Below are 14,303 nucleotides of genomic sequence, written 5' to 3'. Positions count from 1 at the left end.
AACAAAACACCGTAAATTATAGTAGAACATTTATAACTTCGCCAAAAATATAACCCTATATAAGTAAATCATTGAATTGTTAACTCTAATAACCTCAAAATTTTCTAATTAAAATAGTGATGGCTGCTCAGGGAGTTCTTCATCTGTCTGATTTTGTGCTCTCACTGTACGTAAATATCTTTGCCGGCACAATCTCAATACTTCACGCTTTTGCCCGTCTGACATTTTCATCCAATTAAACCTTTCTTCCCGGCTGCGATAACATCCCAAACAAAAACCCCGCTCATTAGCCTGACAGATTCCTCGACAAGGGCTGGGAATAGCAAAGAACTCCAGTTGCTCGACCATCACATCCCCTTTCCTATACAATTCATATACTATATTTAATTATAAACCCAGATGAGAATAAATTATAATTATGGATAAATTGAACTGTAACCGTAAGACACGTTATAGTTAGTGGTTTTTGTACGGCAGACCGCACAAAAATACTGGTAAAACCATTAAATGAGAGGTAATTATGCGCTTACTCCATACCATGATCCGCGTTGGTGATCTGCAACGCTCCATTGATTTTTATACTGAAGTATTCGGAATGCGCCTACTGCGCGTCAGTGAAAATACAGAATATAAGTACTCACTCGCCTTCGTTGGCTACACAGATGAAAGCGAAGGGGCGGTGATCGAGTTAACTTATAACTGGGGAGTTGACCATTATGCAATGGGAGATGCCTTTGGTCATATTGCATTGGGTGTCGATGATGTCGCAGCCACTTGCGAATCTATTCGCAAAGCAGGTGGTAACATTACCCGTGAAGTCGGCCCGGTAAAAGGTGGAACAACCATTATTGCTTTCGTTGAAGATCCGGATGGTTACAAAATTGAACTTATTGAAAACACAAATGCCAGCAACGCCCTGGGTAACTCAATCTGATGTCTGACAAAAAAGAGCTAAACGTCCTTAGTGGGCGTTTTCGAGGTTATTACCCTGTCGTTATTGATGTTGAAACTGGCGGCTTTAGTGCCAAAACAGACGCGTTACTTGAAATTGCCGCTATCACACTGGAGATGGATGATCAAGGTTGGCTGGCGCCCAGCGAATCACTTCATTTCCATATTGAGCCATTTGAGGGAGCAAATCTTGAACCAGCAGCCCTGGAGTTTACCGGCATCGATCCATCAAATCCGCTACGTGGAGCAGTGAGCGAGTATGAAGCTTTGCACGCTATTTTTAAAATGGTTCGTAAAGGAATAAAAAACAATCATTGCAGCCGGGCCATTATCGTTGCGCACAATGCTAACTTTGATCATAGCTTTGTTATGGCTGCCGCAGAACGCGCCAGACTGAAACGGAATCCATTTCATCCATTTGCGACTTTTGATACAGCTGCTTTAGGCGGTCTGGTATTAGGACAAACGATTTTAGCAAAAGCCTGCGCTACAGCCGGGATCCCATTCGACAATAATCAGGCTCACAGCGCCTTATATGATACTGAACGTACCGCTAAATTATTCTGTGAAATGGTTAATCGCTGGAAACAACTTGGTGGCTGGCCCTTAGCGACAACAGAAGAAAAAAAATCGGATAAACTTATAGCTAACTATAAGATTAATACAATCAAATTAAAATTTAAGCAATAACAAAACCCCCATATATCAGCATATGGGGAGATAGCATAATAGCCTGTCGCTAATTTAAAAATTATTCTGTCGCGTTTTCGTCCTGAACACGATATTTATCAGCGGTTTCTTTAATTAATGTTTGTAACTCACCACGCTGATACATCTCAATGATAATATCGCATCCACCGACCAACTCACCCTCGACCCAAAGCTGAGGAAAAGTCGGCCAGTTAGCATATTTTGGCAATTCTGCACGAATATCTGGATTTTGCAAAATATCTACATAAGCAAAACGTTCACCACATGCAGATAAAGCCTGAACAGCCTGTGCAGAAAATCCACAATTTGGTAATTTAGGAGAGCCTTTCATATACAGTAGAATCGGGTTCTCTTTAATTTGGCGCTCAATCTTATCAATAGTCGTCATTTTTATTTCCTTTAAACCAACAGTATGTTGATAACCAACATCGTCACAATATTGGCGGAGAATACCATTTTCTTTCACCAATATGCATCCTGATATTTTCTTATCCTTGAACAGATGGTCTCTTTTTGACTGTTATATTCAAAGGGCAGATAAGCCATTGAAGCTGCCTGCCCTCTTTCCTTTCAATATAAAAACCCAATTTTTACATCACCTAATCAATTCAAAACATCAGGCAAAGATCACGCAAACAGCGGCAAAAATGGCAATCATCACCAACGTGCTCACCGCAGTAAATAAGCCAAGCTTCAAATCGGTATTCATCGATCCCCCTCAGAATAGAAGTCTATAACCACAAATACCATTCAGTTAACATGGTTAATTATCCTTAACATTAAGGAAAAAACATAAAATAGCGATTACCCTGTATTTTATAACATTGATTATTGCTTTCACTTTTGAGCCAGATCAGACAAAATTCAGGATTTATCGCTAACTTATTGCCAGCAGACACCCTAATGTATAAGGATACTGGCAAACGATTAACAAAGTGCTTTAAATTTAGACCAAAAGGTCAGGAGTCTTTCATCTCATGGCAACGATCAAAGATGTGGCTAAACACGCTAGCGTTTCAACCACTACCGTATCCCATGTTATTAATAAAACCCGTTTCGTCGCCGAAGATACTAAGGCTGCCGTTTGGGCTGCTATCAAAGAACTGAATTATTCACCCAGTGCCGTTGCCCGCAGCCTGAAAGTTAACCATACAAAATCGATCGGATTACTGGCAACGTCCAGCGAAGCCCCCTATTTTGCTGAAGTTATTGAATCTGTTGAAAATAGTTGTTATAGCAAAGGCTATACGCTGATTTTGTGTAACTCACACAATAACATTGATAAACAGAAAGCCTATCTGTCCATGCTGGCACAAAAACGGGTGGATGGGTTGCTGGTGATGTGCTCAGAATACCCGGAACAGTTGTTGGGAATGTTAGAAGATTATCGCAATATTCCCATGGTCGTCATGGATTGGGGGCAAGCCAGAAGTGATTTCACTGATACCATTATTGATAACGCATTCCACGGTGGTTATCTGGCTGGTCGTTATCTTATTGAGCGTGGTCATCGTGATATTGGTGCAATCCCTGGTCCCCTGGCACGAAATACCGGTGGTGGCCGTCATCAGGGATTCTTGAAAGCATTAAAAGAAGCCAGCATTCCAATCAAAGAAGAGTGGATTGTTCAGGGGGATTTTGAACCAGAATCGGGCTACAAAGCTATGCATCAAATTCTGAATCAAAAACAGCGCCCGACTGCGGTTTTCTGTGGTGGCGATGTTATGGCAATGGGAGCTATTTGTGCTGCTGATGAATTAGGATTACGCGTCCCACAAGATATTTCTGTGATCGGTTACGATAATATACGCAACGCCCGTTATTTCTCTCCGGCATTGACAACGATTCATCAGCCAAAAGAACGCCTGGGGCAAATGGCATTTTCTATGTTACTGGACAGAATAGTCAGTAAACGTGAAGATGCACAAACTATCGAAGTACATCCACGTTTGGTTGAACGGCGTTCTGTCGCAGATGGCCCATTTATCGACTATCGCCGTTAATTTTCCCTATTCATCCTGAAGCCATTCAGCATTAAGTGTTTCACTATCGCCAAGATAGTCCAGAAGCCAACTTAATGCCGGAGAATGGCTATTTTGCACCCATGTCAAACAGCATGGGCTATCAGGCAAAGGCTGCTCTAATCCCAATGCTTCCAGTTTCTTCTGCCGGATCAGCGGCATTGCCCTGTGCTTAGGCACCATCCCCACACATAAGCCCTTGTTCAGACAAGCCAGACCAGATTCCCAATCAGGAACCACCAACCTGCGCTGATTATCCAGAGTCCAGGTATCACGCTTTGGTAAATTGCGGGATGTATCCTCAAGGCACAAGCTAGGATAAGGTCGCATTTGATCATCAGACAATGGACCGTTCAACTGAGTCAAAGCATGACCGATGCTGACGACACACAACCAGGGCATAAATCCCATATCCCGGAAACTGTACCTTTCCCCTACCGGCGCTACCCGGGTGGCACCAATTGCAACATCAACCCGACCATCCACCAGCGCGTCCCATACACCATTGAATACTTCCTGATGAATAAACAGCTCTATATCAGGAAAATGATGATAAAAATCAAGGATAAGCTGACGACTGCGTTCTGGTTTAACAACCCGGTCAATAGCAATACTGAATTGCCCTCTCCAGCCATTTGCAACCTGCTGGCACTGATGACGAGTGTCAATCATTTTTTTGATAACAGCGCGAGCCTCTTTGATAAAAATAGTGCCTGACTCAGTTAATTCCACATCCCGATGACGACGTTCAAACAACGGGACGGCAAGCCACTCTTCCAATTGTCTTACGGTATAACTGATTGCAGAAGGGACGCGGTGGAGTTCTGATGCAGCGGCACTAAAACTTCCCGTTCTGGCAACAGCATCCACAACTTCAAGTGAATATTCTGACCACATAATTTTACCTTTCAATTTTTTTCATAGCATTATCCAAATATTACCGTTTCACAAGTAAAAATCACGGCATATAGAATATGTATAAATATTCTTATCTACCTACACAGCAAATTATTTCAATCATGACATCCAAAGAGAATAATCAAATGAAAAACTCAAGTCAGTTCATGTTCTACCTTGCAGGCTTGAGTATGCTGGGTTACCTGGCTATTGATATGTATCTACCGGCATTCGGCCCTATGCAACAAGAATTGGGCACATCGGCGGGAGCAATCAGTGCTAGCCTGAGCATCTTTCTTGCAGGCTTTGCCTTTGCTCAGCTTTTATGGGGGCCTCTTTCAGATCGCTTTGGAAGAAAACCGATTATCATCACCGGGTTATTAATGTTTTCTGTTGGCTGTCTGGGTATGCTTTGGATAACAGACACCACGCAACTTTTAGTTTTGCGTTTTATCCAAGCCATAGGTGTTTGTTCAGCCGCTGTTTCATGGCAAGCATTAGTTATTGATCGTTATGACGCTAACCGTACCAAACGCGTTTTTGCCACGATCATGCCACTGGTCGCACTTTCCCCTGCTCTGGCACCTTTGATGGGAGCCTGGCTGTTACAACATGGCAGCTGGCGCATCATTTTCCTGGTATTACTGGCAATTACATTATTACTGCTGTTGCCTACGCTATTTCTGCAAGAAAACCGCAAAAAAAACAGTGAGACTGAAACGCAGAAAAACCATGTATCTTTTTTTACGTTACTAAAATCGCCGGTGTTCAGTGGCAACGTCCTGATATTTGCATCATGTAGCGCTGGTTTTTTCGCTTGGCTAACAGGTTCACCTTTTATTCTTGGCAAGATGGGATATGGCCCAAATGACATCGGCCTAAGTTACGTGCCACAAACATTAGCCTTTATGGCCGGTGGTTATGGATGCCGCAGTATCTTGAGCAAAATAAGAAGTGAAATTGTTTTCCCTTATTTGTTGGTTGGCTATGCTGTCAGCATGATTGTGCTGTATTTAATCGCAAAATTCAGCGAACCAACCATGTTGACGATTCTGATTCCTTTCTGTTTTATGGCCGCTATGAATGGAGCTTCATATCCCATTGCAGTCGCTAATGCTTTATCCGTTTACCCACAAGACAGTGGAAAAGCCGCCGCATTGCAAAACACCCTCCAATTAGGGCTCTGTTTTATTGCCAGCCTGGTTGTTTCAGCATTCGTCAACAATCCACTTATATCGACAACCACTGTCATGGCTTCTACCGTTATTCTGATGGCCCTAGGATATTTTATACAGTGGAAAAAAAAAGCTGATCGCTATATTCAAGCTGTTGAAAAACATTCCTGATATTAATCAAATCGTTACTTCAATAAAGACTGTTAATTATCAATTAATTACAGTCTTTATTTATTAATTGATGAAACAATTTTCCGCTTTTATACTCATACAAGTTCCTTATTCTAAATAACCTGAATTTGAGGTTTTCAGGAGCAATGATGACCCCCATTAAGCTTATGGATTAGTCATTTTTAGGGTTTCTCGCTTTAATTCTTTGCTATTTTTTGCATTTTGCTCCCTCGCATTCTGCTTTGTTAGCTAAAACGAGCCCCTCAATATTCCCCCCCTAACCTTGGAGAGTATATGAGTTCATCGCACATTGAAAACCAAAAAACCGTCACTAATTCCTGGCAGCGAATTGCTAATGAAATGCTACAAGAAGCAGGGATTCAGATTAATGGTCACAATCCCTATGATATCCAGGTAAAAAACTCTGATTTCTATAAAAGAGTTTTACAACAGGGCTCAATGGGATTAGGTGAAAGCTATATGGATGGCTGGTGGGATTGTGAGCGATTAGATATTTTCTTTTATCGCGTTTTACGTGCTGGATTAGAAAATAAAATGCCCAATAATTTCAAAGATACACTGAAAATCGCAGTAACCCGCTTACGTAATTTACAAACACCAAAACGGTCATGGATTGTCGGTCATAAACATTATAATTTAGGCAATGATCTTTTTACCCATATGCTTGACCCTTATATGCAATATTCCTGCGGCTATTGGAAACAAGCAGAAACATTGGAACAAGCTCAACTTGATAAATTGAAGCTCATCTGCGAGAAGTTAGAACTTTCTCCAGGTATGACCTTGCTGGATATTGGGTGTGGTTGGGGAGGGCTATCGCGTTATGCTACGAAAAACTATGGTGTTTCCGTAACCGGAGTAACCGTTTCAGCTGAACAACAGAAATATGCCCAGAAACAATGTGCAGATCTGGACGTAAACATTATTCTGAAAGACTATCGGGATTTACATAAGCAATTTGACAGAATTGTTTCTGTTGGTATGTTTGAACACGTTGGGCCTAAAAATTATTTGACCTACTTCGACGTTGTTCAAAGAAACCTAAAACCTGATGGTTTATTCCTGCTGCACACCATCGGCTCCAACAAAAGCAAAGTCAGCGCTGACCCATGGATCAGCAAATATATTTTTCCCAATGGCTGCGTACCTTCTATTGAGCAAATAGCACACACCAGCAAAAGCCGTTTTATTATGGAAGATTGGCATAATTTTGGTGCAGATTATGATCGCACACTGATGGCCTGGCATGAAAGATTTATTGCCCGTTGGCCGGAAATACAAGATAACTATAGCCCAACATTTAAACGCATGTTTAGCTATTACCTGAATGCCAGTGCAGGTGCATTTCGTGCGCGCGATATTCAATTATGGCAAATCATGTTCAGCCCAAAAGGTATCGAAGGCGGGTTACGAGTAGCCCGGTAATTAACCCAAAGCTACAGTGGGAACCCACTGTGGCTTATAGATGTATTTTTCACTAACGAAAATAACCAACATAGCCATTATCAAAAAAGGTCGTTTGATCAAATGCTATTTTTCCACCAGAAAATATCAAATCTAAATGATGGCTTCCCTTTACACCGCCCCCTAAGCCAAGATGTAAACCAGGATGGCGTTCTTCAAAACCTGCATTTCTGCCGTAAAGCGCTTTCACTCCCGTGTTGGTGCCAATACCAAATTCTTCAACAATACGATTTCCGTGATTATGGTTTAGATATAAATTAAAGTCTCTATTAAATTCTGCATTGTCACAATCAAACCCAATGATTTCACCCTCTTTTATATTGATCGTCATCATATCATTGACAACCCCATATTTTATGGCAAATGGCGCAGTACTCAAAAAGGTGCCACTAAAACTAACACTACCGTTAAGACTCTTTATATGGCTCGCAATTTCCCCAGGAATAACATCAAGATTTCCATTACCATCAATGGACGTCCACTTATGGTCTTTCTCCAAATAACCTATAATTGAGTTTCCTTGATTATCTGTATATTGAATCTTCTGTGATTGACTTGATAGTTCAATCAGCTTTTGGTTCCTTTCTGTTATTGATGTTTGTGGTTCACTGAATGCCTCAATAAAATGAGGACCATAATCTTTAAACAGTACTGATTTCTTCCACGATTCAGTAATAAATTTTCTTATTTTGATTAAATATTCTGGCCCTTGTGGAGATACATTCTTTAATGTTGATGATGCGTAAAGAAAGATAAATAAATCACAATCGGATATTTTTTGTTTTATATTGTCTACTGATGTTTCTTCTAAAGAAGCGAAATCAGATTTTACATTAAAATTCTTTTCATATCCATGCATCTTTTGTGCAATATCGCTATGCTCAGTATCAGATCCAATCAATATTTTTATACATTCACCCTTTTTTACCTTATCCAAAATTGCGGGGTGATATGATACACAGCGATACATATTTTCAAAACTTTTATCCATGAGGGCAATCCTATTTACTTTTAAGTAAGGGGAAGCCCCCTTACTTCAATTATAGAGAACCGCTAAGGGCTTTATTATAGAAATCATTAAGGCCAAAGTGCTGTACCAAAGGGTACAATAGCTTGTGCATTCATCATTTCAACAGCATCATCATGTGTAGGTTCTTCAAGCCATTCATCTAATTCAATCGCGTTTTCCATTAAAGTAGTCTCTAAGAATATAATTGTAAGGTTAACCTGCACTTTACGAAAAAGCGCATTAACACAATAATAACAATAGAAACTATATTAAGTAACATAATACCCAGAATACTGAGATGCAAATCACAAAATAATCACTAATAGGCTCAACGAGCCTTGTTGGAATACAGGCTAATTTTGTTCGGAAGCGACAAGCCAAGCCTTCCTGTCGCTTCTTAATTTATTGATTATTCGCCAATAACAGTGGCTGACTGCTGAGAGATAACGCGTTCCCGTTCTTTCTGAGCAAGAACGCGTTCCACTGTATCGACAAGCGCCTGAGTCTGTGAGTCAATCTCAATATTCACTTTATGGCCAAGACGTTTTTTACCTAATGTTGTACGCTCCAGTGTTTCAGGGATAAGGTGGACACAAAAACGATTATTCACAACATCACCAATCGTCAGGCTAATCCCATCAATGCCGATAAATCCTTTATGCAGGATATATTTCATCAATTGCTTATCGTGGATCCTGAACCATATTTGATGATTATTTTCTGAAGTGAAAATTTTAGCGATCTCAGCAACAGTGATGATATGACCGGACATCAAATGTCCACCAATTTCATCACCAAATTTAGCGGCCCGCTCCAGGTTCACATAATCCCCTACCTGTAAATCGCCAAGATTGGTCAATCGCAGCGTCTCTTTCATTAAATCGAAACTGACCTCATCGCCTTCTATTTTGGTTACCGTCAGACAACAACCGTTATTAGCAACCGATGCGCCTGCTTCAATACCTCGCAATAATTCAGCCGGAAATTTAACGATATGAGTCCGAAAATTATTTTTCTCATCAATAGCAACTAATGGTGCTTTTCCCTGAACGATACCCGTGAACATAGAAGAACCTCTTGATGACCATGTAAAATTATTAGTAAGTTTATATCAAGTTGTCACTGATAAATACCACCTGAGCATTTGAATATAAACTCAGCATTATTGTTGGCTAATATAGTATTAAACAGATACAATACCCCGGTTAGTAAACGGTTGCTTTTTCAAAAATCGTTTCTTATATGCAGGAGTTTTTCTTAATATTCTTTTACTTTTAAAAAAGGTGTAATACGTGCAGAAGTATTTAAAAGAAGCGCGTAGTCTGCTCGCTTTGGGGATCCCCGTCATTATTGCCCAATTCTCACAAACTGCAATGGGGGTTGTGGATACCGTTATGGCGGGTAGCGTTAGTGCAACAGAAATGTCCGCGGTTGCTGTTGGTACCTCTATCTGGCTGCCAGTGATTTTATTCGGTTACGGCTTACTATTAGCTTTGACACCCATTATTGCGCAAATGAACGGTTCTGGTCGCAGAAACCTGATTGCCAATCAAACTCAGCAAGGATTCTGGTTAGCGACTTTCCTCTCAATCATCATTATTGTTATTTTATACAACAGCAAATTTCTTATTGACAGGCAACACAATATAGACCCGCTTTTGGCAGAAAAAGCAGTTGGATTTATCCACGCAATAATGTGGGGTGCACCGGGCTATCTGTTTTATCAGGTACTCCGTAATCAATGTGAAGGTTTATCGAAAACCAAACCAGGAATGATCATTGGTTTTTTAGGGTTACTACTTAACATTCCGATTAACTACGTACTCATTTACGGTAAATTCGGTGCTCCCGCTCTGGGTGGTGTTGGCTGCGGTGTCGCTACTGCCAGTGTTTACTGGGCCATGTTCCTGTCAATGCGCTGGTATGTGAAACATTCATCATCACAAAAGGATATCCGCCCTAAACATCGTTTTGCGGCACCTGAATGGCATACCTTGAAACGCATTTCGGCCCTTGGTTTGCCTATTGCTATGGCCGTGTTTTTTGAAATTACGCTGTTTGCGATAGTGGCATTATTGGTCACCCCTTTAGGCATTACCGCGGTTGCCGGGCACCAGATTGCACTGAATTTCAGTTCATTGATGTTTATGTTCCCAATATCTTTAGCCGCGGCAACCACTATCCGCATTGGCTACAACCTGGGGAAAAAATCTACCGAAAATGCCCGGATATCAGCTTATGCCGGTCTTGCCGTCGGTTTGATGTTTGCCTGCTTAACCGCAGCCTTTACTGTCATTTTGCGAAAGCCAATTGCCTTGATGTATAACGACAACCCTGAAGTTATCATCATGGCGTCCAATCTGATGCTGTTTGCCGCTTTTTACCAACTCTCTGATGCCATACAGGTGGTGGGTTCCGGTGTTTTACGTGGCTATAAAGATACGCGTTCTATCTTCTATATCACTTTCATCGCCTACTGGATTCTGGGGCTGCCAAGTGGTTACATTCTGGGATTAACCGACTATGTTGTACCCGCTATGGGGCCACAAGGATTTTGGATTGGCTTTATTATTGGCCTGACCGCATCAGCAGTGATGATATCCTGCCGTATTTTGTGGGCACAAAAACAATCAGATGAGGTCATTCTGCGACGCTCAAGCCACTGATTTGCTTTCCCTAAAACCGGGGACAAATATTTAACTGGTGGAATAAACGACAAATTCGCTGTAGCAGATGCAAATACGAACAGTTGAACAACAATTTGTATTATTCCCCTTGCCAGAAGGCTCACTCGCCGCTAATATTCGTCCCCGTTGTCACCAATGCAATTTAGATTGCGTCCGTAGCTCAGTTGGTTAGAGCACCACCTTGACATGGTGGGGGTCGGTGGTTCGAGTCCACTCGGACGCACCAGATTGCTTGATTGATAGCGCTCTCTTTTTAGTGCGTCCGTAGCTCAGTTGGTTAGAGCACCACCTTGACATGGTGGGGGTCGGTGGTTCGAGTCCACTCGGACGCACCAAATCTCTAGAATTATTTTCTGTTCTGAAGTAGTCAGTTGACCGTTCACAAGAAAATTACGCAACAAATTACAACACCCTGCCGTTATTTGCGTTATTTCTTCGTCCTAACGTTATAATTAATTCATATAATCATTTTTTGATTCATTTCACAGAAATAAATCTCTATAATACGGCCCAATTTATAGTTGAATGGTTTCAGCAAATTAATTTGCTGAACGCTAAAAAATTACAGACTGATAGTCTGTATAAGCTCACATAATTACATATGACTGATTTCACACAAAAAATCCCCGTCGCTTGCCCTCAATGAAGTTGCGCAACATTCAGCACCCTATGGTATCTGCGCAAACCATAAAGTTAGCGGTTCACTATTTTATCCATTAAAACCTGTAGATAAGTTGCCATGAAAAAAACCAAAATTGTTTGTACTATCGGACCAAAAACAGAATCCGAAGAAAAACTGACCGAGCTGTTGGATGCAGGCATGAATGTTATGCGCCTCAACTTTTCGCACGGAGACTATGAAGAGCACGGCCAGCGTATTCAAAATATCCGTTCAGTTATAACTAAGACAGGTCAACAGGCAGCTATTCTGCTGGATACTAAAGGCCCTGAAATTCGTACCATGAAGCTGGAAAGCGGCAATGATGTCTCCCTGACTGCGGGTCAGACTTTCACTTTTACCACCGACACCACCGTTATCGGTAATAAAGACCGCGTTGCTGTCACTTACAGCGGTTTCCCTGCGGATCTGGCTCCAGGTAACACCGTTCTGGTTGATGATGGCCTGATCGGCATGAAAGTTAAAGAAGTCACTCACTCAGAAGTCATTTGTCAGGTTTTGAACAACGGTGATTTGGGTGAAAATAAAGGTGTTAACCTGCCAGGTATATCTATCAGCTTGCCTGCCTTGGCAGAAAAAGATAAACAAGATTTGGTCTTTGGCTGCCAGCAAGGTGTTGATTTCGTCGCCGCTTCTTTCATCCGTAAACGCTCTGACGTTCTGGAAATCCGCGAACATTTGAAAGCGCACGGTGGTGAAAATATTCAAATCATCTCTAAGATTGAAAATCAGGAAGGTCTGAACAACTTTGATGAGATCCTGGAAGCTTCTGATGGGATCATGGTTGCCCGCGGTGATCTCGGTGTTGAAATCCCGGTAGAAGAAGTTATCTTCGCTCAGAAGATGATGATTCAAAAATGTAACATGGCCCGCAAAGTTGTTATCACTGCAACTCAAATGCTCGATTCCATGATCAAAAACCCACGCCCTACCCGTGCTGAAGCCGGTGACGTAGCTAACGCCATTTTGGATGGTACTGACGCAGTTATGCTTTCCGGTGAAAGTGCAAAAGGCAAATATCCGGTAGAAGCGGTGACTATCATGGCAACGATTTGTAAGCGCACAGATCGTGTCATGCCAAGCCGCATTGAAGCTGTCAATTGCCGTAAATTACGCGTGACCGAAGCAGTATGCCGTGGTGCTGTTGAAACAGCTGAAAAACTGGAAGCCCCTCTGATTGTAGTCGCAACCTATGGCGGTAAGTCTGCCAAATCTATCCGTAAGTACTTCCCTGGTGCACCTATTCTGGCATTAACCACCAACGAAGTAACTGCACGCCAATTACTATTAGTTAAAGGTGTTTCTACTCAAATCGTTAAAGAAATCGCATCTACCGACGATTTCTATCGCATCGGTAAAGAAGCAGCACTGGTTAGTGGGCTGGCGAAGAAAGGCGAAATCGTGGTTATGGTATCTGGTGCTCTGGTGCCAAGTGGTACAACCAATACGTCGTCTGTCCACGTTCTTTGATTTGATATGTAACTTTATTTCTGAAACACCGCAAAAGCGACGGTGTTTCAGGACATTATTTAGGTGTATGACCTTTCGTATAAGACCTCAGTTTTGACCCCAGCTTAAGCTGGGATTTTTGCATTGGTAAATTTTTCTTCTGTCTTTATGTATAACAATGATTCATGAACGTTGTCTGGTTGTTGCCAATATTGAGCGCTATTATTGGGTTAGAGGGTATTTTTGAGAGACTTAATGCTTAAAGTTCAGTGTATGAAAACCGAATAAGAATTCAGGAGTCAGTCAGAATAAATCAGGAAAACAACAAATCAGATCAGGTATTTCCCGACCGGATGTTAACCGGGATATAAATAATTAATCGGGCTATTCCCGTTCCATCAATGAGTCGATTCATTAATAGGATGGACTGTTACTGAATAATCCGATTCTCCTAATAGGTGCATATAAAAATCAACTATTTTTATCAAATAGCACAATATGTTAAATACCAAATAAATATAAAATCTGATACAAAAAGATAAATTACATAATATTTAAATAAAATATAAAAAATGATATTTATTTACATAAAATGAAAAAGCTCGCTTATTCTTATATAATCAGGATAATAAATTCCCAATGAAAACGTTAAGTTTATGTTATTATTAAGTTAGTTGTATTATATTCATCACAGCTAAGGTTATTTTCAAGTTCGCAATCAAATACATAAAACAATAGTAAGAAAGAGTGATTCTCATTCATAATATGCGAATGAGAATATATTCAGTGTTCCTGGGGAATGCCACCGCTACAGAGATCTATGAACGAATAAATCCCGGCTATTTATTCTATGCTTAATAGTCAAGATAGTTCAATCGGTGAAAACTAAATAAGGAAAAACTTTATTAGTTGGTGTGGTTATTTATCTTTTAAAACAAAACTAATATGTGGTCATCAACCTTAGCGTCATTGTCTCCACCATATTTCTATCCATTCAGCCATACTGCCCTATTCATTCGAACCTGTGTAGTCATGACGCCATTTTCTATTTACTGATCAGAAAATGGC

At 41.0% G+C, this 14,303-nt stretch carries 12 protein-coding genes and 2 tRNA genes; 9 read left to right on the top strand and 5 right to left on the bottom strand.

Annotation, left to right across the window (positions count from 1 at the left end):
* Window positions 1-108: 108 nt before the first annotated feature.
* The gene (locus PTE_RS18550; RefSeq protein ID WP_036849507.1) at window positions 109-348 is read right to left on the bottom strand and encodes a DUF1289 domain-containing protein; all 240 of its coding nucleotides are present in this window, start codon (window positions 346-348) and stop codon (window positions 109-111) included.
* Window positions 349-520: 172 nt separating this feature from the next.
* On the opposite strand from PTE_RS18550, the gene gloA reads away from it, so the two are divergent.
* Together gloA and rnt are read left to right on the top strand one after the other, a co-directional pair.
* The gene (gloA, locus tag PTE_RS18545; RefSeq protein WP_036849506.1) at window positions 521-934 is read left to right on the top strand and encodes a lactoylglutathione lyase; all 414 of its coding nucleotides are present in this window, start codon (window positions 521-523) and stop codon (window positions 932-934) included.
* Window positions 934-1,641: a ribonuclease T gene (gene rnt, locus PTE_RS18540; protein ID WP_051477452.1), complete on the top strand. Its 708-nt coding sequence runs from the start codon at window positions 934-936 to the stop codon at window positions 1,639-1,641. Before gloA ends, rnt begins: the two co-directional genes overlap by 1 nt.
* Window positions 1,642-1,702: 61 nt before the next feature.
* Here the strand turns inward: rnt and PTE_RS18535 are convergent, their stop codons facing one another.
* On the bottom strand, window positions 1,703-2,050 hold the full coding sequence (locus PTE_RS18535) for a Grx4 family monothiol glutaredoxin (RefSeq protein WP_036849618.1): 348 nt from the start codon (window positions 2,048-2,050) through the stop codon (window positions 1,703-1,705).
* Between the two features lie 589 nt (window positions 2,051-2,639).
* On the opposite strand from PTE_RS18535, the gene purR reads away from it, so the two are divergent.
* A complete protein-coding gene (gene purR / locus PTE_RS18530; protein WP_036849505.1) occupies window positions 2,640-3,665 on the top strand; it encodes an HTH-type transcriptional repressor PurR in 1,026 nt (341 codons plus the stop codon).
* Window positions 3,666-3,671: 6 nt separating this feature from the next.
* Here the strand turns inward: purR and punR are convergent, their stop codons facing one another.
* Window positions 3,672-4,580: a DNA-binding transcriptional activator PunR gene (gene punR, locus PTE_RS18525; RefSeq protein WP_036849503.1), complete on the bottom strand. Its 909-nt coding sequence runs from the start codon at window positions 4,578-4,580 to the stop codon at window positions 3,672-3,674.
* 146 nt (window positions 4,581-4,726) lie between these two features.
* On the opposite strand from punR, the gene punC reads away from it, so the two are divergent.
* Complete coding sequence (gene punC / locus PTE_RS18520) at window positions 4,727-5,926, top strand: purine nucleoside transporter PunC (protein ID WP_036849617.1); 1,200 nt, start codon at window positions 4,727-4,729, stop codon at window positions 5,924-5,926.
* Window positions 5,927-6,220: 294 nt separating this feature from the next.
* The gene (gene cfa, locus PTE_RS18515) at window positions 6,221-7,372 is read left to right on the top strand and encodes a cyclopropane fatty acyl phospholipid synthase (protein WP_036849502.1); all 1,152 of its coding nucleotides are present in this window, start codon (window positions 6,221-6,223) and stop codon (window positions 7,370-7,372) included.
* 52 nt (window positions 7,373-7,424) lie between these two features.
* On the opposite strand, the gene PTE_RS18510 is transcribed toward cfa, so the two are convergent.
* Together PTE_RS18510 and PTE_RS18500 are read right to left on the bottom strand one after the other, a co-directional pair.
* Window positions 7,425-8,402, bottom strand: coding sequence for a CgnE/CgnB domain-containing protein (locus PTE_RS18510; protein WP_036849501.1), 978 nt, complete (start codon window positions 8,400-8,402; stop codon window positions 7,425-7,427).
* A gap of 427 nt (window positions 8,403-8,829) precedes the next feature.
* A complete protein-coding gene (locus PTE_RS18500) occupies window positions 8,830-9,486 on the bottom strand; it encodes a riboflavin synthase (RefSeq protein WP_036849499.1) in 657 nt (218 codons plus the stop codon).
* Window positions 9,487-9,712: 226 nt separating this feature from the next.
* Here PTE_RS18500 and PTE_RS18495 point away from each other — a divergent pair, with 226 nt between their 5' ends.
* The 4 genes from PTE_RS18495 (at window position 9,713) to pykF (ending at window position 13,256) form a co-directional block, all read left to right on the top strand.
* Window positions 9,713-11,086 carry an MATE family efflux transporter gene (locus tag PTE_RS18495; protein WP_036849498.1) on the top strand — a complete coding sequence of 458 codons (1,374 nt, stop codon included), beginning with the start codon at window positions 9,713-9,715 and terminating at the stop codon, window positions 11,084-11,086.
* A 170-nt stretch (window positions 11,087-11,256) separates the two neighbouring features.
* A tRNA-Val gene (locus tag PTE_RS18490) sits at window positions 11,257-11,333 on the top strand.
* Between the two features lie 32 nt (window positions 11,334-11,365).
* Window positions 11,366-11,442, top strand: a tRNA-Val gene (locus PTE_RS18485).
* 404 nt (window positions 11,443-11,846) lie between these two features.
* Complete coding sequence (pykF, locus tag PTE_RS18480) at window positions 11,847-13,256, top strand: pyruvate kinase PykF (RefSeq protein WP_036849497.1); 1,410 nt, start codon at window positions 11,847-11,849, stop codon at window positions 13,254-13,256.
* Window positions 13,257-14,303 lie beyond the last annotated feature (1,047 nt).

The sequence above is a fragment of the Photorhabdus khanii NC19 genome (genome assembly GCF_000517265.1).
GTDB lineage: Bacteria > Pseudomonadota > Gammaproteobacteria > Enterobacterales > Enterobacteriaceae > Photorhabdus > Photorhabdus khanii.
The sequence above is the reverse complement of the archived record's forward strand: the minus strand, read 5'-3'. Positions and strand labels throughout refer to the sequence as shown.